Source organism: Devriesea agamarum (assembly GCF_900070355.1).
GTDB classification, from domain to species: Bacteria; Actinomycetota; Actinomycetes; order Actinomycetales; family Dermabacteraceae; genus Devriesea; species Devriesea agamarum.
Map to the genome: position 1 here is coordinate 2482850 of NZ_LN849456.1, position 19863 is coordinate 2502712.

Annotated in this window: 28 protein-coding genes; 27 read left to right on the plus strand and 1 reads right to left on the minus strand. The window is 59.5% G+C overall.

Annotated features, from left to right (window positions below; genetic code table 11):
- Window positions 1-15 precede the first annotated feature (15 nt).
- Window positions 16-1203 (plus strand): elongation factor Tu, encoded by a 1188-nt coding sequence (tuf, locus tag BN1724_RS10450; RefSeq protein ID WP_058235316.1) that lies wholly within the window; start codon window positions 16-18, stop codon window positions 1201-1203.
- A 226-nt stretch (window positions 1204-1429) separates the two neighbouring features.
- Here tuf and BN1724_RS13210 read toward each other — a convergent pair whose 3' ends face one another.
- Entirely contained in the window at window positions 1430-2308 is an 879-nt protein-coding gene (locus BN1724_RS13210) for a general stress protein (protein WP_197671788.1), read from the minus strand.
- A gap of 276 nt (window positions 2309-2584) precedes the next feature.
- Here BN1724_RS13210 and BN1724_RS12990 point away from each other — a divergent pair, with 276 nt between their 5' ends.
- From BN1724_RS12990 to rplO, 26 genes are all read left to right on the plus strand, one after another.
- Window positions 2585-2743, plus strand: a complete 159-nt coding sequence (locus BN1724_RS12990) for a hypothetical protein (protein WP_157085863.1) — start codon at window positions 2585-2587, stop codon at window positions 2741-2743.
- 152 nt (window positions 2744-2895) lie between these two features.
- Window positions 2896-3204 (plus strand): 30S ribosomal protein S10, encoded by a 309-nt coding sequence (gene rpsJ, locus BN1724_RS10460; RefSeq protein ID WP_006946210.1) that lies wholly within the window; start codon window positions 2896-2898, stop codon window positions 3202-3204.
- An 11-nt stretch (window positions 3205-3215) separates the two neighbouring features.
- The gene (gene rplC / locus BN1724_RS10465; protein WP_058235317.1) at window positions 3216-3896 is read left to right on the plus strand and encodes a 50S ribosomal protein L3; all 681 of its coding nucleotides are present in this window, start codon (window positions 3216-3218) and stop codon (window positions 3894-3896) included.
- A gap of 5 nt (window positions 3897-3901) precedes the next feature.
- A complete protein-coding gene (gene rplD / locus BN1724_RS10470; protein ID WP_058235318.1) occupies window positions 3902-4585 on the plus strand; it encodes a 50S ribosomal protein L4 in 684 nt (227 codons plus the stop codon).
- Window positions 4582-4884, plus strand: a complete 303-nt coding sequence (rplW, locus tag BN1724_RS10475) for a 50S ribosomal protein L23 (RefSeq protein WP_058235319.1) — start codon at window positions 4582-4584, stop codon at window positions 4882-4884. Before rplD ends, rplW begins: the two co-directional genes overlap by 4 nt.
- A 45-nt stretch (window positions 4885-4929) precedes the next feature.
- A complete protein-coding gene (gene rplB, locus BN1724_RS10480) occupies window positions 4930-5766 on the plus strand; it encodes a 50S ribosomal protein L2 (protein WP_058235320.1) in 837 nt (278 codons plus the stop codon).
- 15 nt (window positions 5767-5781) lie between these two features.
- Window positions 5782-6063, plus strand: a complete 282-nt coding sequence (gene rpsS, locus BN1724_RS10485) for a 30S ribosomal protein S19 (protein WP_058235321.1) — start codon at window positions 5782-5784, stop codon at window positions 6061-6063.
- 53 nt (window positions 6064-6116) lie between these two features.
- A complete protein-coding gene (gene rplV, locus BN1724_RS10490) occupies window positions 6117-6482 on the plus strand; it encodes a 50S ribosomal protein L22 (RefSeq protein ID WP_058235322.1) in 366 nt (121 codons plus the stop codon).
- Window positions 6482-7306 (plus strand): 30S ribosomal protein S3, encoded by an 825-nt coding sequence (gene rpsC / locus BN1724_RS10495; protein ID WP_058235323.1) that lies wholly within the window; start codon window positions 6482-6484, stop codon window positions 7304-7306. Before rplV ends, rpsC begins: the two co-directional genes overlap by 1 nt.
- A gap of 5 nt (window positions 7307-7311) precedes the next feature.
- Window positions 7312-7731 carry a 50S ribosomal protein L16 gene (gene rplP / locus BN1724_RS10500; protein WP_058235324.1) on the plus strand — a complete coding sequence of 140 codons (420 nt, stop codon included), beginning with the start codon at window positions 7312-7314 and terminating at the stop codon, window positions 7729-7731.
- The gene (gene rpmC, locus BN1724_RS10505) at window positions 7731-7964 is read left to right on the plus strand and encodes a 50S ribosomal protein L29 (RefSeq protein WP_058235325.1); all 234 of its coding nucleotides are present in this window, start codon (window positions 7731-7733) and stop codon (window positions 7962-7964) included. The genes rplP and rpmC overlap by 1 nt, the downstream gene beginning before the upstream one ends.
- 17 nt (window positions 7965-7981) lie before the next feature.
- Entirely contained in the window at window positions 7982-8281 is a 300-nt protein-coding gene (gene rpsQ, locus BN1724_RS10510) for a 30S ribosomal protein S17 (RefSeq protein WP_058235326.1), read from the plus strand.
- Between the two features lie 1606 nt (window positions 8282-9887).
- Window positions 9888-10793: an ABC transporter ATP-binding protein gene (locus tag BN1724_RS10515; RefSeq protein WP_058235327.1), complete on the plus strand. Its 906-nt coding sequence runs from the start codon at window positions 9888-9890 to the stop codon at window positions 10791-10793.
- A gap of 1 nt (window position 10794) precedes the next feature.
- Complete coding sequence (locus tag BN1724_RS10520) at window positions 10795-11685, plus strand: hypothetical protein (RefSeq protein ID WP_058235328.1); 891 nt, start codon at window positions 10795-10797, stop codon at window positions 11683-11685.
- A gap of 518 nt (window positions 11686-12203) precedes the next feature.
- Window positions 12204-14210, plus strand: coding sequence for a hypothetical protein (locus BN1724_RS10525; protein ID WP_058235329.1), 2007 nt, complete (start codon window positions 12204-12206; stop codon window positions 14208-14210).
- Window positions 14211-14417: 207 nt separating this feature from the next.
- Window positions 14418-15053 (plus strand): ABC transporter ATP-binding protein, encoded by a 636-nt coding sequence (locus BN1724_RS10530; RefSeq protein ID WP_058235330.1) that lies wholly within the window; start codon window positions 14418-14420, stop codon window positions 15051-15053.
- A 487-nt stretch (window positions 15054-15540) separates the two neighbouring features.
- On the plus strand, window positions 15541-15909 hold the full coding sequence (gene rplN / locus BN1724_RS10535; RefSeq protein WP_058235331.1) for a 50S ribosomal protein L14: 369 nt from the start codon (window positions 15541-15543) through the stop codon (window positions 15907-15909).
- Window positions 15910-15911: 2 nt separating this feature from the next.
- Window positions 15912-16304 carry a 50S ribosomal protein L24 gene (rplX, locus tag BN1724_RS10540; protein WP_058235332.1) on the plus strand — a complete coding sequence of 131 codons (393 nt, stop codon included), beginning with the start codon at window positions 15912-15914 and terminating at the stop codon, window positions 16302-16304.
- Entirely contained in the window at window positions 16304-16873 is a 570-nt protein-coding gene (gene rplE / locus BN1724_RS10545) for a 50S ribosomal protein L5 (RefSeq protein ID WP_058235333.1), read from the plus strand. Before rplX ends, rplE begins: the two co-directional genes overlap by 1 nt.
- 1 nt (window position 16874) lies before the next feature.
- Window positions 16875-17060, plus strand: coding sequence for a type Z 30S ribosomal protein S14 (locus tag BN1724_RS10550; RefSeq protein WP_058235334.1), 186 nt, complete (start codon window positions 16875-16877; stop codon window positions 17058-17060).
- 67 nt (window positions 17061-17127) lie between these two features.
- Window positions 17128-17526 (plus strand): 30S ribosomal protein S8, encoded by a 399-nt coding sequence (gene rpsH / locus BN1724_RS10555; RefSeq protein WP_058235335.1) that lies wholly within the window; start codon window positions 17128-17130, stop codon window positions 17524-17526.
- 22 nt (window positions 17527-17548) lie between these two features.
- On the plus strand, window positions 17549-18091 hold the full coding sequence (rplF, locus tag BN1724_RS10560) for a 50S ribosomal protein L6 (RefSeq protein ID WP_058235336.1): 543 nt from the start codon (window positions 17549-17551) through the stop codon (window positions 18089-18091).
- A 2-nt stretch (window positions 18092-18093) separates the two neighbouring features.
- On the plus strand, window positions 18094-18480 hold the full coding sequence (gene rplR / locus BN1724_RS10565; protein WP_058235337.1) for a 50S ribosomal protein L18: 387 nt from the start codon (window positions 18094-18096) through the stop codon (window positions 18478-18480).
- Between the two features lie 34 nt (window positions 18481-18514).
- Window positions 18515-19201 carry a 30S ribosomal protein S5 gene (gene rpsE / locus BN1724_RS10570; protein WP_058235338.1) on the plus strand — a complete coding sequence of 229 codons (687 nt, stop codon included), beginning with the start codon at window positions 18515-18517 and terminating at the stop codon, window positions 19199-19201.
- Window positions 19198-19380 (plus strand): 50S ribosomal protein L30, encoded by a 183-nt coding sequence (rpmD, locus tag BN1724_RS10575; RefSeq protein WP_058235339.1) that lies wholly within the window; start codon window positions 19198-19200, stop codon window positions 19378-19380. The genes rpsE and rpmD overlap by 4 nt, the downstream gene beginning before the upstream one ends.
- 3 nt (window positions 19381-19383) lie before the next feature.
- Window positions 19384-19848, plus strand: coding sequence for a 50S ribosomal protein L15 (gene rplO / locus BN1724_RS10580; RefSeq protein WP_058235340.1), 465 nt, complete (start codon window positions 19384-19386; stop codon window positions 19846-19848).
- Window positions 19849-19863: the final 15 nt, after the last annotated feature.

The following is a 19863-nucleotide window of genomic DNA, read 5'->3' on the forward strand; positions in this document are numbered from 1 at the left end:
TAGGAGGACACCACCATGGCGAAGGCCAAGTTCGAGCGGACTAAGCCGCACGTAAACATCGGAACCATTGGTCACGTCGACCACGGTAAGACCACGCTGACCGCGGCCATCTCGAAGGTGCTGTACGAGAAGTACCCGGATCTGAACGAGAAGCGTGACTTCGATCAGATCGACAACGCGCCGGAAGAGAAGCAGCGCGGTATTACGATCAATATTTCCCACATTGAGTACCAGACCGAGAAGCGTCACTACGCTCACGTGGACGCCCCGGGTCACGCCGACTACATCAAGAACATGATCACCGGTGCGGCTCAGATGGACGGCGCGATCCTCGTGGTTGCCGCCACCGACGGTCCGATGGCTCAGACCCGCGAGCACGTTCTGCTCGCCCGCCAGGTGGGTGTTCCCTACCTGCTGGTCGCGCTGAACAAGGCTGACATGGTTGACGACGAGGAAATCCTCGAGCTCGTCGAGATGGAGGTCCGTGAGCTGCTGGGTTCGCAGGAGTTCGACGAGGATGCCCCGGTTATCCGCGTGTCGGCTCTGAAGGCTCTCGAGGGCGACCCGGAGTGGGTCAAGTCCGTCGAGGACCTCATGGCTGCTGTCGACGAGTCCATCCCGGATCCGGTTCGCGACATGGACAAGCCGTTCCTCATGCCCATCGAGGACGTCTTCACCATCACCGGTCGTGGCACCGTTGTCACCGGTAAGGTCGAGCGTGGAAAGCTGCCGATCAACTCCGAGGTCGAGATCGTGGGTATCCGCGAGCCGCAGAAGACCACGGTCACCGGTATTGAAATGTTCCACAAGCAGATGGACGAGGCGTGGGCCGGCGAGAACTGTGGTCTGCTCCTGCGTGGCACCAAGCGTGAGGACGTCGAGCGCGGCCAGGTTGTCGTGAAGCCGGGTTCGATCACCCCGCACACCAACTTCGAGGCTCAGGTCTACATCCTGTCCAAGGACGAGGGCGGCCGTCACAACCCGTTCTACTCGAACTACCGTCCGCAGTTCTACTTCCGTACCACCGACGTTACCGGCGTCATCACGCTGCCTGAGGGCACCGAGATGGTTATGCCCGGCGACTCCACGGAGATGTCGGTTGAGCTGATCCAGCCGATCGCTATGGAAGAGGGCCTCGGCTTCGCTATCCGTGAGGGTGGCCGCACCGTTGGCTCCGGCCGCGTCACCAAGGTCACCAAGTGATTAACCGCCTCTAAGGCGCTCTGATCTTGGAGCACCAAGGGCCCGATCCTTCAGGGGATCGGGCCCTTGTTTATATGTATGAGGTTTGAGATAGGCGGTAGGCGGTGCAGTTGGGTGTGGTTTCGGTTGGGTGTGGTGCTGGCCCATAGCCACAACCACAGCCACAGCCACAGCCGTAGCCACAGTCGAGGCTATGGGCCAGTTGGTTAGGTCGTTCCTAGATCCGTTAGTTGGAGCGTGGGGTGCTGGGTCCGCCGGGCTGCTGGTTCGGTGTATCGGGTCCTGTGTTTTCATTGGCACCATTCACGTTATCGACACCATTGGCACCGGCGGGTTTATGGGATTCATTCAACCTGTTGGGGTGAGTGGAACCATCGGTGGGCGCGGGCATCCCGTATTGGGGGCGGGGCCGGGCAGGCGGTTCGGTGCCAGTTTGCTGCTGGTCGTGGGCTGGTGCGGGAATGCCATAGGTCGGACGGTTGGGGTTCTGGGTAGGTGCGGTATGTGCGGCCTGTGGCGGGTGCCCGGTGGCTGAGGGGTAGTGCGGTGTCCGGGTGTGCTGCGGCTGGGCGGCCGGGGGATAGTGGCTGGGATGGGTCGGTGCATAGTGTTGGGCCGGGCCGGTACTCCCGACGTTGTGCAGGAGGTTTCGGGCTTGGTCGAGGTAACGGTGCTCGACCATGAGTTCGTACTGCATGGGGATCGTCGCGGTCATGGAGGTGAAGTCACGTTTGCCACCGAGGGATGCGTTTCCGATGGCAGCCCAGATCGCTCCAAAGACCAGCCCCATGAGGATCACTGAAATCACCGCGTAAAACGGGGTGCGGGAGATCAGCATGAACATGGCGCCGACGAATAAGCCGAGCCAGGCCCCCGATAGCGCGCCGCTGAGCAGGACTCGCCCCCAGGTGCGGCGTCCGGTCACTCGTTCGATGAGTTTGAGGTCGGTGCCGACGATCATCGTGTTTTGGACCGGGAAATTGTGGTCAGCGAGGGTGTCCACCACGGCCTGGACTTCTTCGTAGGTGCTGTACACCCCGAGTGAGCGGGGGTATTCCAGCCGGTACAGGCGGGCGGTGAGGGGGGAGGAGGCTGGCGTTGTCATGTGATGACACTAGGGGTGGGCAAGGAAAATCGACTGGAAATTAGCTGTGTGTCGGCTGAGAAATTTGCCAAGGTGGCGAGCTGGGAAGGGTGTCTATCTGGGATGGGTTGAGATCGCACCGCCGAGTCAGCGGTCAGATTCGGGTTAGACGCGCCCGGATGGCCACGTTCAGAGTGTTTAAATCAGCGCGTTCACAGCGTTCGGCACACATCTTGTGATCGGACACACCAGAAGTTCATCTTGTTGCTCGCGGATCCCTCTGGCAAACTAATGGAGTTGTCTGCGCGAGTCGTCATGCCCGGTTCCGTTCCGGCGGCGAAGAGCTTTGAAGGTCACACGAGCTTCAAGATCTCACCGTCTGCGAATGATCACCGGAAGAAGGCTCGGCCCGAGGATGCGAACGATGTGAAACTGCATCGAATGCGCATCGCTTGAGGGTAACGCAGTCAGTAAGGGATCCGTCCGGAGCGGCGGGTGTGCTTCGGCGCGCCCGTGGCGCGCTCTACTAGGGCGACACACCCGACCGCGGGTGCCGGTGGATCCCCTGGAAATGTCAGCAGCGGTTTCAAGAGAGAGAGTCGAACCCCATGGCGGGACAGAAAATCCGCATCCGGCTCAAGTCGTACGACCACGAGGTGATCGACAGCTCGGCGCGCAAAATCGTCGACACTGTCACCCGCGCTGGTGCAACGGTTGTGGGCCCGGTGCCGCTGCCGACCGAGAAGAACGTGTTCTGCGTCATCCGGTCGCCCCACAAGTACAAGGACTCCCGTGAGCACTTCGAGATGCGCACGCACAAGCGTCTCATCGACATCGTCGACCCCACTCCCAAGGCTGTGGATTCGCTGATGCGCCTCGATCTGCCGGCGGACGTCAACATCGAGATCAAGCTCTGAGGTATCGGAACATGAGCAACGAACTGACAGGGCAGCGTGCGCGTGTCATCACCGGTGTGCTCGGGACCAAGGTCGGCATGACCCAGGTCTGGGACGAGAACGGCAAGCTCGTGCCGGTCACCGTCGTCCAAGCCGGCCCGTGTGTCGTCACCCAGGTGCGCACCGCCGAGACCGACGGCTACGACTCGGTCCAGATCGCCTACGGGCAGATCGACCCCCGCAAGGTCACCAAGCCGCTGCGCGGACACTTCGAGAAGGCTGGGGTTACCCCGCGCCGTCACCTCGTGGAGCTGCGCACCATCAACGCCGCCGACTACCAGCTTGGCCAGGAGATCACCGCTGAGGTGTTCGAGGCCGGTCAGAAAGTCGACGTCGTGGGCACCACCAAAGGTAAGGGCACCGCGGGCGTCATGAAGCGCCACGGGTTCTCCGGTGTGGGCGCGTCACACGGCGCGCACCGTAACCACCGCAAGCCCGGTTCCATCGGCGGCGCCTCCACCCCCGGACGCGTGTTCAAGGGCCTGCGTATGGCCGGCCGCATGGGCAACGTCCGCGCCAGTGTCCAGAACCTGACCGTGCACGCGGTCGACGCCGACAAGGGCCTCGTGCTCGTTAAGGGTGCCGTTCCCGGCCCCAAGGGCGGCATCGTGCTCGTCCGGTCGGCCGTCAAGAGCCCCGCGAAGGAGGCCTGAGTTAGATGGCAGCCAACCTGACCGTCGACGTCCTCGACCCAGCGGGCAAGAAGTCCGGCACCGCCGAGCTGCCCGCGTCGATCTTCGACGTCCAGACCAACGTTCCCCTGATTCACCAGGTGGTCGTGGCCCAGCTCGCTGCGGCTCGCCAGGGAACACATAAGACCAAGACCCGTGGCGAAGTTCGCGGCGGCGGCAAGAAGCCGTACAAGCAGAAGGGCACCGGTCGCGCTCGTCAGGGCTCGACCCGCGCACCTCAGTTCGCCGGTGGTGGCATCGTGCATGGCCCAGTGCCGCGCGACTACAGCCAGCGCACCCCGAAGAAGATGAAGGCAGCCGCCCTGCGCGGAGCCCTCTCTGACCGGGCTCGCAACGGCCGCATCCACGTCATTACCGCGCTGCTCGAAGGTGAAAAGCCGTCGACTCGCTCCGTGGTGAAGACCCTCTCCGCGGTGTCCGAACGGCCGCATCGCCTCGTGGTGATCCGCCGCGACGACGACCTCGGCGCTCTGTCGGCCCGCAACCTCGCCGACGTGCACGTTCTCTACGCCGATCAGCTGAACACCTACGACGTCATGCTCAGCGACGACGTCGTGTTCACCTCGGGTGCGCTTGAGGATTTTGTTGCCAGTGCGACGCTCGCCGCCCCGAAGACCGCGGTTGCCGCGGGTGAGGAGGAGTCGAAGTGACGACCCTGAACAAGGACCCGCGCGACATCCTGCTCGCGCCGGTTGTGTCCGAAAAGAGCTACGGCCTGATGGACGAGGGCAAGTACACCTTCCTGGTGGACCCGCGCGCCAACAAGACCGAAATCAAAGTGGCCATTGAGAAGATCTTCGACGTGAAGGTCGCCTCCGTGAACACCATGAACCGGCAGGGCAAAACCCGTCGGACCCGTTTCGGCATGGGCAAGCGCAAGGACACCAAGCGCGCCATCGTGACCCTGGCCGAAGGCACCATCGACATCTTCGGGGGTTCGGTCGCCTGAGGCGGCCGATCCGCGAAGCACTAGAGAGCACGAGGAAAACCCACCATGGGAATTCGCAAGTACAAGCCGACTACGCCGGGCCGTCGCGGCTCGAGCGTGAGCGACTTCGTCGAGATCACGCGCTCCGAGCCGGAGAAGTCGCTGGTCCGTCCGCTGCACAAGACCGGTGGCCGCAACGCCAACGGCCGGATCACCTCCCGTCATCGGGGTGGCGGTCACAAGCGGGCCTACCGGCTCATCGACTTCCGCCGTCACGACAAGGACGGTTTGAAGGCCAAGGTCGCGCATATTGAATACGACCCCAACCGCACCGCACGCATCGCGCTGCTGCACTACGAGGACGGCGATAAGCGCTACATCCTCGCACCGGCCAAGCTGCGTCAGGGCGACTGGATCGAAAACGGTCCGGGCGCGGACATCAAGCCCGGCAACAACCTGCCGCTGCGCAACATTCCGCTCGGTACCGTGATTCACGCCATCGAACTGCGGCCCGGCGGCGGAGCCAAGATCGCTCGCTCCGCAGGCGCCTCGGTCCAGCTGGTCGCTAAGGACGGGCCGTACGCGCAGCTGCGCATGCCCTCCGGTGAGGTCCGTAACGTCGACGCGCGCTGCCGCGCCACCGTCGGCGAGGTTGGCAACGCAGAGCAGTCCAACATCAACTGGGGCAAAGCCGGGCGCATGCGCTGGAAGGGCAAGCGTCCGCACGTCCGCGGTGTCGTGATGAACCCGGTCGACCACCCGCACGGTGGTGGCGAGGGTCGCACCTCCGGCGGCCGTCACCCGGTGTCGCCCTGGGGCAAGCCCGAGGGTCGTACCCGGCGCCCCAACAAGGAAAGCGACAAGCTCATCGTGCGTCGTCGGCGCACCGGCAAGAAGCGCTGATAGGGAGACACAACGATGCCACGTAGCCTCAGCAAAGGCCCCTTCGTCGACGATCACCTGCAAAAGAAGGTGGACGCTCAGAACGAAAAGGGCACCAAGAACCTCATCAAGACGTGGTCGCGTCGTTCGGTTATTACCCCGGACTTCCTCGGCCACACCTTCGCAGTGCACGACGGCCGCAAGCACGTCACGGTGTTCGTCACCGAGTCGATGGTCGGCCATAAGCTCGGCGAGTTCGCGCCCACGCGGACTTTCAAGGGCCACGTTAAGGACGACAAGAAGGGCCGCCGCCGCTGACCCCCGGGTCAGTAGCAGCGCTCTTCTTCACGCGAGAAGAAAGCAGGACAGCAATGGAAGCCAAGGCGCAGGTGCGGTACCTCCGCACGTCGCCCATGAAGGCCCGGCGCGTCGTGGACCTGATCCGTGGCAAGCAGACGAGCGAAGCTCTGGACGTTCTGCGGTTCGCACCGCAGGCCGCCAGCGAGCCCGTTCTGAAGCTGGTCGAGTCTGCAATCGCCAACGCCCGGGTGAAGGCCGACCAGGCCGGTGAACGCTTCGATGAGCGCGAGCTCGTCGTCGCGCAGGCCTACGTCGACGAAGGACCGACCATGAAGCGCATCCGGCCGCGCGCTCAGGGTCGTGCGGACCAGATTAAGAAGCGCACCAGCCACATCACGGTGGTGGTCGCCCCCGCGAAGAAGAAGGAGACCCGCTAGTGGGCCAGAAGGTCAATCCGAACGGGTTCCGCCTAGGGATCACCACGGAGCACACCAGCCGGTGGTTCGCCGACTCCACCAAGGAGGGCCAGCGGTACCGCGATTACGTGAAAGAAGACGTCGCGATCCGCAAGCTCATGTCCGAGGGCCTGGAGCGCGCGGGCATCTCCAAGGTTGAGATCGAACGCACCCGCGATCGTGTTCGAGTCGACTTGCACACCGCCCGCCCGGGCATCGTCATCGGCCGCCGCGGCGCCGAAGCCGAGCGCCTGCGCGGTGCGCTGGAAAAGCTGACCGGCAAGCAGATTCAGCTGAACATCCTCGAGGTGAAGAACCCCGAAGCTGATGCACAGCTGGTCGCCCAGGGTATTGCCGAGCAGCTGGCGAGCCGTGTGTCCTTCCGTCGCGCTATGCGCAAGGGCATTCAGTCCGCGCAGCGCGCCGGAGCTAAGGGCATCCGGGTGGCCGTGTCCGGTCGCCTCGGCGGCGCCGAAATGAGCCGTAGCGAGTTCTACCGCGAAGGGCGCGTGCCGCTGCACACCCTCCGCGCGAACATCGACTATGGCTTCTACGAGGCCCGCACCGCCTTCGGCCGTATCGGCGTGAAGGTCTGGATCTACAAGGGCGACGTCACCGCCAAGGAGCTCGCGGCCCAGGCTGCGGCACAGGCCCCCCGGTCTGGCCGTGGACCTCGCGCCGAGCGCCCCCGCGGACGTCGCAACGAGCGCAACGCCGCCGCACGTCGGGAGCAGAGCCAGCAGGCCCCTGCCGCCGCCAGTGCAGAGCCGGCTGCTGCGCCCGCTGAGAACGGAACGGAGGCCTGAGGGACATGCTGATCCCGCGCAGGACCAAACACCGCAAGCAGCACCATCCCGGTCGCAGCGGTATGTCCAAGGGCGGCACCGAGCTCGCGTTCGGTGAGTACGGCATTCAGGCGCTTGCGCCCGCCTACGTCACCAACCGCCAGATCGAGTCGGCCCGTATCGCCATGACCCGCTACATGAAGCGTGGCGGCAAGGTGTTCATCAATATTTACCCCGACCGTCCGCTGACCAAGAAGCCTGCCGAAGTCCGTATGGGTTCCGGTAAGGGTTCTGTGGAGTGGTGGATTGCGAACGTGAAGCCCGGACGGGTCATGTTCGAGGTCGCCGGTGTCCCGGAGGAGGTCGCGCGCGAGGCGCTGCGCCTGGCCGTGCACAAGCTCCCGATGAAGTGCCGCATTCTCTCTCGTGAGGGGGACGACATCTGATGGCAGCGACGAAACTCACCGCGACCGAACTGGACGCGATGGACGACCAGAAGCTGGCCGCCGAGCTAGCCAAGGCTAAGGACGAGCTGTTCAAGCTCCGTTTCCAGTCAGCCACGGGGCAGCTTGAGAGCCACGCCCGTCTGCGCTCGGTGAAGAAGGACATCGCGCGGATCTACACGATTCTGCGCGAACGCGAGCTGGGGATCCGCCAGGCTCCCGACGCCGCCGAGTGAAAGCGAAGCGAGGAGACATGAGCGAGAACCAGAATCAGGCCCCGGCCGTTGAGGCCGAGGGTGTTGAGCGCCCCTACCGTAAAGTGCAGCGCGGCTACGTCGTCTCGGACAAGATGGATAAGACCATCGTGGTCGAGGTCGAAGAGCGCGTGAAGCACTCTCTTTACGGCAAGGTTATGCGCAAGACCAAGAAGTTTAAGGCCCACGATGAGGAGAACACCGCCGGTATCGGCGACCGCGTCCTCATTATGGAGACTCGGCCGCTGTCGGCCACCAAGCGGTGGCGTCTGGTCGAGATCCTCGAAAAGGCCAAGTGATCTGAGCGGTTAGCGCTGCGGCGCTATCTGTTTCACCCCGGTGGGCCGGTTCTCTACGGAGGACCGGCCCACCGGGGTTTTGCGGTGGCCTATGTTTAATTGGTGTTATTTGGGAATTCAAGCTAAATATACTTTTAACGCTAGGACTGTCTCGAATAGGATTCGAGCATCTTTTAGGTATCTAAATGCCTCGAGTATCGCATCCCAGAAATTATTCTATTTAGTGGTCTAGGTTTTATGTCATTTTGTTCCGTCACGGTAGGGTTAGTTAACTCGACCGTGGGAATGCTTTAAGACTGTCTGGCGCATTGCATTTGTGTAGGTTTTTAGAGTCAAAATCCCCGCGATGCATATGTCGATTGTAACGTTACGCACGAGTATCGAACATTTCCTGGTTTGCGCTAAAATATATATACTTTTATTCGGGGCGGACTCTAAGTGGCGGGGCTATACATTTAGCTGTATCACTGATCCTGGTCCGGCGGCGAAGGCGAAAACCAGACTCTTTGGCTGTGTTGTAGGTGTCAAGAGGTAAGAGTGGATGATGTTGTGACTTTCACGCTCGGTTTGCAACCCACAAAGTCTCTTTTTATGTGTTCAGTTAGCCAGCCCCGAAGGTGACGTTATTCCTTTAGAAGATATTACCATGAATATCTAATGTCGCTGGCGAAACTGCATGGTACGTCTTGATGCAGTGAGTACCGTTGTTCAATATTTGCGTATATCATCTTCGTTGAACCACGCGCTAAAATCTCAGCAATCGATGGTTGTTTGCTAAAAGTCCGATAACATAGCTCGGATTGCACTGTTTATAGCGTATTACGTCGGCGAAACGGAACAGCTATGTGACGTCTTGTGGACCATGCATGTCAAAAGCGCCGCTGTGGTGGAGCGCCTCGGCGGAACCAGTACACATGCGAATGTAGTGCAATAATCCTGTTGCTGAACTCAGATTTAACCATGTATAAGGAGTTTTCGTGGAGCTGTTTTTAAGTATATGTGGAGAAGTTGATCGGTCGATATTGAATCTATTAACTTGATAATAGGCATTAGAACTACGGTATGCACTGGATGTGCCTAAGACGCCTACGGGTAAGGCTTCTATTTGAAGGCGCTGAAGATAAATAGCTGTATTGATTTCCGGGTCACTATGCTTGTCCCCGAAGTCGTCATTGGCCAATGATGATGTTCTCCCCCGACGACTTGTGTGGCAAGTTGCCTGGATCTAACATCTAGGTTTAGATGAGGGGCATTAAAATCTAAGGGTATCGAGTCTGATTAGCCTGATGTGCCGGTGACCGTGTGTGTAGGATTTGTGCGGTGTGCGGGCAGTTGTGTATAATCAATTTCGACTACGAAGTCAAGCGGGAGTCCGCTAGCGGCATCCACGCTCAGGCGGCAAGTGTCTGCCCGCGAGGTTTTCCTGCATCTGGGCAGGTCGAATGGTCAAACCTGGCCATTTGGTTAGTCCGCGATGGAGAGATGACATCCTGGGAGAGGGTGTCACGAAAGGTTGATCTTGGAGAATCTATACATTGTGGTATCGGCCTGAGCGAGTTAGCGGTCGGGTGCTCTGGAAACTCTGATCCCAAGCTAAGGAACAGTAATGGTTGTAGCTATCAGTTGTCGGAATCTGTTAAAAAGGTATAAAACCGGCACTACTGCACTAGATGGCGTCACTCTAGAGGTGGAGCAGGGTCATATTCATGGTCTTGTGGGGCGTAATGGTGCAGGTAAAACCACGTTGATGAAGTGTCTGGTTAACCTTGTGAAGCCTACCTCTGGGGACATCACTGTTCTGGGGCAGGATGTGCGTGTGGCGGGTTCCAGTCGGGCGGTCGGTGCGCTTATTGAATCGCCGGCATTTTACCCTCACCTAAGTGCGCGGCGTAATCTAGAGTTATTTGCGAACTACTTTGGTGTGCCCAAATCTGAGGTGGATAGGGTACTCCAGATCGTTGGATTGACGCAGCGAGCGAAAGGGAAAGCGACGAAATACTCGCTGGGAATGAAGCAGCGCTTAGGCGTGGCTATTGCGATGTTGGGGAATCCCCCATTGCTCATCCTGGATGAACCGGTCAATGGGCTTGATCCACAAGCTATTGCTGACATGCGTGACGCACTCCGCCTGTTGCGTGACCAAGGGATAACGGTACTTCTGTCTAGCCACCTTTTAGGTGAGGTTGACCAGCTATGCGATCGTGTAAGCATCTTGGAGGCTGGAAAGCTTATTGCTGAAGGCACTCCGAGCGAGTTGCGTAATCGGTTTAATCAAAATGCGCCCGTTCAAGTAAATGTTGATGATGTGTCGCGAGCCACTGATATTGTTCGGCCATTGGTTCAAAGTGTTGAACGCGCTGGTGAGCATGCGCTAATTATGTATCTGGGTTCCCAAAAATCCGCCCCCGACGTAATAAAAGCGCTAGTGGAAGGCGGTATAGAAGTAGGTGGCTTCGAGCGTCAAGATTCGCTAGAAGCTGCATACCTGGCCATTACCAGAGAGGAAGCCTGACATGAACGCTGTGCACGGCTCGAGCCCATCCATGTCGCCAGAACTTGGTAGGGTTATTTTTACGGACCTCAAGGCGACGTTCTCCCGCCCAGCGGTATGGGTATGTATTGCTGTTTGGTTTATCCAAATTGGAATTTTCGCTTATTTAATCCAATTTATTGGATATCAATCGCTGAAGAGTGCTGGAGACCCGCAGTCACTTGTATATGCGAAAATCATGCGGAGTCAGATTACTGTGTCGGGGTCTGGCAATCAGGTTCTGGTTTCTGTCCCGCTTTTCGGATTGCCTGTTGCGGTCGTCGTGGGAGCAGTTCTTGCTGCTGCTGACCACAAAGCCCGATCGTTGGGTCTCATTGTAGGGCGTCTTCGGCGAAGGTCTACGCTGACTCTGGCAAGGTGTATCTCAATCTTGATAGTTACGGGTGTCATGGCGCTCTCCACGGTGTTCCTTGCCTTGGCAGCAGCATCAATCGTCGGTGTTGTACTTGGTGACTCTGATAGCTTTGATCCAAGTAGATTTTTTGCTGCCGCTGGTGCAACGTGGTTGGCATTATTTGCCTACGCGAGTTTCGGAGCTGCGTTGTCATATATCTTTAAAGGTGCTATGACCGGGATGCTCACCGCTATGGGCTGGATGCTGGGTGTCGAAATGCTGATAATTGGGACTCTGGCAAAATTTGTCGGGTTTTTCGCGTATATTCAGCATGGCTTACTTTCAACGAGTGTTGGGTCTCTTTCGAGTGCCCTTGCTGATGGAAATTTCCCAGCGGAAAATACCCCGGGTGTTAACGCTGTAAATAGTGGAGTTATGGCTCTTCTCGTAATCTGTATCTGGATCATCGTTTCTATCGCGATCTCTATTGTGGTTCAGAATCGACGGGACATTACCTGAGTAGATTCATATCAGTGCTTGTTGAGTATTGCAGGCTAAATTTGCGGTTTAATTAATTGTAGGTCGGTCTGCCTGTTTGGGTAGGCCGACCCTCTGCTGACATGGGCGTCATAATTTAACCATACAGTCGTAACCGGCTAGTGAACTCGGCATGCTGCCGTGTGATATGTTCGATGTCTACAGTGCTGTCCGAGATGGCGTTGCAGTGTCGTGTATAGAATGATACGAAAGAGTTCATTGGGATTCCAACTATAGTATTGTATCGCCTTGTCGACTTTCGGGGAGGGGGTATGGTAAATTTGTGTAAATACTATTCCTGCTATCTAGTTAACAGATGTTGCAGCTCTTCAATTTTTATGACATAAAAATGTCATCCCGTTAAATCTGTCCTTTTGCTGAAAAATATTCACTTAATGAATATAAGCGTACGTCATGATGGGTGATCATCAGTATCGCTAAGTTGTCTGCTAAAAAATATTGAACTGTCAATTCCAATTGAGTGGAATTGGCACCTCTTTATGTTTGTCTTCATCCTACTTAAGCTGGTATGCGTGGTCCTTCGTTTCTATCTGCGTTTTTCGTGTGTCATCTTCGCCTTGATGCTGGGATTTTTTACGGTCACCGTGATCCAGCAAGATGAGGCCAAATTTCCGATGGGGACCCAGCAAAGCTTGACCCTGATGCTGGATCAAAGCCAGGCATTGAAAAGCGAGGTGGCTCAAAGCCTGGATGCCGTCGCGCAAGAAACTGGAATATCGCTGTATAAAGACGGAACAGGACTGAGTACCGATCAGGGTGATCGCACGCTAATCGGCTTTGGACGTGTTTCATTAGGTAAAATACCTTGGTTCTCTCCAGGGGGTAAAGGTGCCGTGGTTGGACCGCACGACATTGGCGATGCGCCGCTCGGTGGCCGCTATGTCACCAGTGAATGCGACGCATCATGTCAGGAACAACTCTCAACCTGGGCAAAAGGCCACGGAGCGGAAATCAACTGGGGGCCAATACGGAGCCTTCATCAGCACATTCAAGGTTTTTTGCTGAACACGGGTACCGGTATGGCGCTCATATCGGCAATCCTTTTGGTTATTGCGGCTTTCATCGCGCTCACCTCAGCATCTGCACGAACCAATAACCTCCTGCTGATGGGAGGGGTCTCGCTTCGACGGATCCAGGCTAGAGCAACCATCTCCCCAACCCAGACGATTCTTGCCTGGAGCGCATGTGGCGCTGCTATATGTTGCGGATGGATCATTGCTACCCGCGGGGCTCAGCATATCCAAAAGTTCTTAAGCTATTGGTTAGTTTTGGCAGCACTCTTTATCGGCGTTATGGTTGTGATCGTTGCGCTAAGCGCTAGAGTATTCCGGCCTAGCATCGGAAATGTGGCGGCTCGGCGAGTCCCTTTAGTGAAGTTACGGATTGCTGGTATTGGGGTACGTCTTTGTATTGTGATACTGGTTGCCGTAATGGTCCCATATAGCTTAACAATGTTGTTAGGTGCGCAAGCTGTTCAAAAACAAGCTGAACGGTGGAACAACGTTGGTGATGCGGTGTCGGTCTCGTTCCTGACGGCTATTGATGATGCTGCTTACCGCGCCAGTTTTCTAGAAAACCTAAACCGCACAATGGACTCGGCAGATGTGCGTCGGAACCTGCTGCTCTCATTGCCACTCGATCGGAACGTCGAAGTTCCTCCGTCTGCTCTCGGTGAATATGACCATATCGTCATAGTCTCTGAATCCTTCCTGCGACAAATGAACTACACTGGCAACGGTGCGCCTACATCGAAAAAGGTCGATTTTATAGACGGCGGCAATCTGTCTCCTGAACTGAGCGGGATGTTGTACGAGAGCCTGCAAATCCTCGTGAAGGATCCGTCACAGATTTCTCGTCATATTCGATACGCGGCTATCCCGGGAGTATCGGATTTCCCGATTTTAGGCCACGGATATACAAGTGCCTCCAACCCTCTGCTCCTCGTGGTTGATGATCCAGTATCGGTGTTCAAAACCGAGGCTTTTCTGGAACCGGCTATAGCGTCGGGAAATCTAGTCTTCTCACAGCCGGAGCAGGTCAAAACTGTTTTTGCGCGCAACGGTGTGACCTCAATGGTTTCGTCTGTCGATTCCGTGGCGGCTAGCTATCGGATCGTTGCCCGACAAGCCAGCGAGCAGGTACGCGATACGCTCGCGGGAATCGCGGTGGCCGTGCTCTCTGTGGGTATTTCAGCAATCCAGGGCGCGGGTCTGTGGGCCGGCGCGCGGCGCAGGCTGATCTTTGCCCGGCACTCGTTCGGAGTTTCGTATTTGGCTATCTCCGCCCGTGCGCTCTTACTCGAAGGCATCGTAGCGGCTTTCGCGGCAGCCATAGCCTTGCTCGTGGCCTGGGTGCAGGGTCTTTCCGTGGATTTAATCATCGCCAGTTCGATTGCGGTTCCCTTGATCTATATCGGTTTATGTGTGGCGTGCTACCGGTTCGCGGCTCATGCGGCCTTTCGCACTGTGGTGGGGCGCCATGCCTAACCACGTGAACCGAGGGCCGGAGTATGCGCTCCGGGGACTGGCGCCGCAGGTATCGCCGCACTGGGAACCCACACGCCACGGGACGGTGTGGTGTCCATTGGCATATCTCCGAGCGCCTTTACATGAAGAATCCCTGCGCGAATACCGCCCCATAAACACCGTCAAGATCTCGATATTTACCGAGTGCTACTTACTAAAGGGGATGTCATGAAATTAGAGGTGCGGGACCTAGCCGTTGACATCGGCCACCGCAAGATATTTAGCGATGTGAACCTGTCATGCCAGTCCGGCCAGCTCGTGGCCCTCGTCGGCGCTTCCGGGTCGGGTAAAACCACGCTGCTGAACTGTCTGGGGCAGTTGCAACGGGCCAGTTCAGGAAGCATTCGGATCAACGGTGAGGAAGCTTCGCACTGGTCAGACCGTAGGCGCGCCCGGTTCTGGCGGCAAAGCGCGGCCTTCGTATATCAGGACTACGGTATCGTCGAAGAAGAATCGGTCGGGTTCAACGTGGCGCTCTCCGACATCCCGGTATTCCGTCGCCGCCCACGGATCACCAACCGGCTACGCGAATGCTTGGACGCGGTCGGCCTCGGAGGCCGTGAATCTGAACCAGTGAGCGTTCTGTCCGGGGGAGAGAAACAGCGGTGTGGAGTGGCCAGGGCGCTATATAAGAAGGCGGAGTGCCTATTCGTCGATGAGCCGACCGCGTCTCTAGATGCGGCCAACCGCAAGGCCATCTCCGAGCTTCTGGTCAGCTCTGCCCGCTCGGGAGCTCTCGTGATCGTTGCAACCCATGACGACCAGCTCGCCGCCGAAGCCGACCAAACCCTCCTGCTCAGCTGACCGGCAGCGCCTGAAGTTCATTCCAGTGCGCCCAGCTGATCAGCCGTTCCGCCAAACTGGACGGCCCCACAAAGCCCACTGGCGCCGCAGGTCGCCCCGCATGAGCAAGGTCATAGTCTCAGCCGTGTTAGACCCCTATCGCCGCTTGTGCGCCATCCCGTATGCTTGACGGGTTGCGAATCCGCGCACTCGAATATCGCGCCCACAGTGCATGCCATCCCAGATGGCAGCATCACGGGAATCGTCCGCGAGGACGAGGCGCTAGGGAAGCGGAGGTAGCGGACACTGCGATGGACCCCGACGGAGACCTCGCACCGGATGCAAATTCGTGTGCCCGAGTCTGTCGGAGGTTTTTTCGTGCCCAGTGCCCGCCCAGACCGCGGTCTGGGCAACAAGTCCACCATCCGTTCCGCAAGGCTCACCCCGGTCCACGGCCCTCGGCCCGTCCGCCGGGACCCGAGAACCGGCGAGACGACAGGAGTACGTAGTGATCCAGCAGGAGTCGCGACTCAAAGTCGCCGACAACACGGGGGCGAAGCAGATTCTCTGCATCCGTGTTCTCGGTGGCTCCGGTCGCCGTTATGCGAGCATCGGCGACGTCATCGTGGCGACCGTCAAGGACGCCATCCCCGGCGGCAACGTCAAAAAAGGCGACGTCGTCAAAGCCGTCGTCGTGCGCACGACCAAGGAACGTCGTCGTCCCGACGGTTCCTACATCCGTTTCGACGAGAACGCGGCGGTGATCCTCAAGAACGACGGCGAGCCGCGTGGCACCCGTATCTTCGGCCCGGTTGGCCGTGAGCTGCGCGATAAGCGGTTCATGAAGATCATCTCGCTGGCACCGGAGGTGCTGTGACCATGCCGAAGATGAAGATTAAAAAGGGTGACCTGGTTCAGGTCATCACCGGTCGCACCAGCGATGAAGACAAAGCTGCCAAGCGCAATCTGAAGGCTGGCGACAAGGGAAAGCAGGGCCGCGTGCTCGAAGTTTTCCCGGACGAGCAGAAGGTTCTGGTTGAGGGCGTTAACCGCCGCACCCACCACCTGAAGCCGGGGCAGCAGGCCGGAAGCCGCGCGGGCGGGATCGAGCACCGCGAGGCGCCGATCCACGTGTCCAACGTGGCGCTGGTTGACCCCTCCGATAACAAGCCCACCAAGGTCGGTTTCCGCGTCGAGTCCGTCGAGGTCGAGGGCGGCCGCACCAAGCAGGTCCGAGTGCGCTACTCCAAGCGCACGGGGAAGGACATCTGATGACCGAGACCCAGACCCCCCGCCAGCTCCCGCGGCTGAAGTCCGTCTACCGCGACGAGATTAAGAACAAGCTCACCGAGCAGTTCGGCTACAAGAACGTCATGCTGGTGCCCGGCCTGACCAAGATCGTCGTGAACATGGGCGTCGGCGACGCCGCACGCGACTCCAAGGTCATCGACGGTGCGATCCGCGACCTCGCGGCGATCACCGGCCAGAAACCGCAGGTCACCAAGGCCCGCAAGTCCATCGCCCAGTTCAAACTGCGTGAAGGCATGCCCATTGGTTGCCATGTCACCCTGCGCGGTGACCGCATGTGGGAGTTCCTGGACCGTCTGCTGTCCACTGCTCTTCCGCGTATCCGCGACTTCCGCGGCCTCTCGCCGAAGCAGTTCGACGGGAACGGCAACTACACCTTCGGTCTGACGGAGCAGGTCATGTTCCACGAGATCGACCAGGACAAGATCGACCGTGTCCGCGGTATGGACATCACGGTCGTGACCACCGCGAAGACCGACGACGAGGGACGCGCGCTGCTCAAGCTGCTCGGCTTCCCCTTCAAGGAGAACTGACATGGCCAAGACTGCCCTGATTAAGAAGCAGGAGCGCAAGCCGAAGTTCGCGGTGCGCGCCTACACCCGATGCCAGAAGTGCGGACGTCCGCACTCGGTGTACCGCAAGTTCGGCCTGTGCCGCATCTGCGTGCGGGAGATGGCTCACCGCGGTGAGCTGCCCGGCGTGACAAAGAGCAGCTGGTAAGGACAACACCACAGGTCCCAGCGTCCATGGGACGTAGGGAAACCACGGTGAGAAAAGAGCAACCGACATGACAATGACTGATCCGATCGCGGATATGCTCACGCGCCTGCGGAACGCCAACTCGGCGTACCACGAGTCCGTGTCCATGCCGTATTCCAAGCTGAAGTCCCGCATCGCGGACATCCTGAAGGCTGAGGGCTACATCCTCGGCTGGCATGAAGAAGAGGCCGAGGTCGGCAAGACCCTGGTCCTGGACCTCAAGTACGGCAAGAGCCGTGAGCGCGCCATCTCTGGTGTTCGCCGCATCTCCAAGCCGGGCCTGCGGGTCTACGCCAAGTCCACCAACCTGCCCAAGGTTCTCGGCGGCCTCGGCGTGGCAATTCTGTCCACGTCCTCCGGCCTCCTGACCGACAAGCAGGCTGCCAAGAAGGGTGTGGGTGGGGAAGTCCTCGCCTACATCTGGTAACCGGGAAAGGAGCATCCAGACCATGTCTCGAATTGGACGTCTGCCGGTCCCGGTGCCGGAGAAGATCGAGAACGTAACCATTGACGGTCAGGTCGTGACCGTTAAAGGCCCCAAGGGAGAACTCAGCCATACGGTGCCCGCGCCGCTGACGGTCGAGCGCGGTGAAGACGGCAGCATCGTCGTCAGCCGCCCGGACGACGAGCGCGTGAGCAAGTCGCTGCACGGGCTGACCCGCACCCTTGTGAACAACATGGTCCTCGGCGTGACCGAGGGCTACACCAAGAAGCTCGAAATCGTCGGCACGGGCTACCGTGTCGTCGCCAAGGGCTCGGACCTCGAGTTCGCCCTCGGGTTTTCCCACCCGGTGATTGTGAAGGCCCCCGAAGGCATCACCTTCAGCGTGGAGACCCCGACGAAGTTTTCGGTGTCAGGCATCGATAAGCAGCAGGTCGGCGAAGTAGCGGCGAACATCCGTAAGATCCGCAAGCCCGAGCCGTACAAGGGCAAGGGCGTGCGCTACGCAGGCGAGAACGTCCTGCGCAAGGCCGGAAAGGCTGGTAAGTGATTATGGGTTACGCACACAAGCACACCAGCGGCGGAGCCGGTACCCGCACCCGTGCCCGGGGGCGTCGTCACCTGCGTCTACGCAAGCGCATCGTGGGCACGGCCGAGCGGCCGCGTCTGGTTGTCACCCGCTCCTCGCGGCACGTGTTCGTCCAGGTGGTCGACGACTCCAAGGGCATCACCCTGGTGTCTGGCTCCACCTTCGAGGCGGAACTGCGCGCCACCGAGGCGACTAAGACCGACAAGGCTCGCCGCGTGGGCGTCCTGGTCGGCGAACGCGCCAAGGCGGCCGGGATCGAAAGCGTCGTCTTCGACCGCTCGGGGAACAAGTACCACGGCCGCGTGGCCGCCGTTGCTGACGGCGCCCGCGAGGCTGGGCTGACCCTGTGATCGCCCCTGGACCGGAAGAGAAGAGGATTTGACCATGGCTGCACAGCAGCGGAATAACGGTCCCGCGAATAACGGTCGTCGGGGCGAGGGCGAGGATCGTCGGGGCGAGTCCCGCGATTCGCGTCAGGGCGGACGTCGCGGCGAAGGCCGCGGCCGCCAGGAAGCGGAAAAGTCAGCGTTCGTCGAGCGCGTTGTGACCATCAACCGCGTGTCGAAGGTCGTCAAGGGCGGTCGTCGTTTCTCCTTCACCGCACTGGTTGTGGTGGGCGATGGCGATGGCACCGTCGGCGTTGGCTACGGCAAGGCTAAGGAAGTTCCCGCGGCGATTGCCAAGGGTGTTGAGGAGGCGAAGAAGAGCTTCTTCCGTGTTCCCCGCATCCAGGGCACCATCACTCACCCGGTGCAGGGTGAGGAAGCCGCCGGCGTCGTGCTCCTGCGCCCGGCCGCTCCCGGTACCGGTGTAATCGCCGGTGGTCCGGTGCGCGCCGTGCTCGAGTGCGCTGGCGTGCACGATGTGCTCTCCAAGTCGCTCGGTTCCTCCAACGCGATCAACATCGTGCGGGCAACCATCGCGGCGCTGAAGGGCCTTGAGGAACCTGAAGCGGTTGCGGCTCGCCGTGGCCTGCCTGTGGAGCACGTCGTTCCGGCGCAGCTCCTGCGGGCTCAGGCTGCTGGTCGTGCGGCGGCTCGTGCCGATCGTGAAGCAAAGGCAGGTGCGTGATGCAGCTGAAGGTGACCCAGACCAGGTCAGAGATCGGCGGTAAGCAGAACCAGCGCGACACCCTGCGTAGCCTCGGGCTCAAGCGCATCGGTGACGTCGTGGTGAAAGAAGACCGCCCCGAAATCCGCGGCATGATCCGCACCGTCACCCACCTGGTGACGGTTGAAGAGGTGGAGTGATCCATGAGCGATAAGACCACGAGCGAAGGCCCGCTGAAGCTCCACGACCTGCGTCCGGCCCCCGGCGCCAAAACCGCGAAGACCCGCGTGGGTCGCGGTGAGGCGTCCAAGGGTAAGACTGCTGGCCGTGGTACCAAGGGTACGAAAGCCCGCTACCAGGTTCCCGCCACGTTTGAAGGTGGGCAGATGCCGCTGCACATGCGTCTGCCGAAGCTTCGCGGGTTCACCAACCCGTTCCGTGTGGAATACCAGGTTGTGAACCTGATGACGCTGCAGAGGCTGTTCCCCGAGGGCGGCGACGTCACGGTGGAAGAGCTCGTAGCCAAGGGCGCGGTGCGCAAGAACCAGCTGGTGAAGGTGCTCGGCACCGGAGAGGTGTCTGTCGCGTTGAACGTGACGGCTCATAAGTTCTCCGGCTCCGCGCAGGAGAAGATTACCGCCGCTGGCGGTACCGTCACCACGCTGTGACTTTTTGACGGGGCA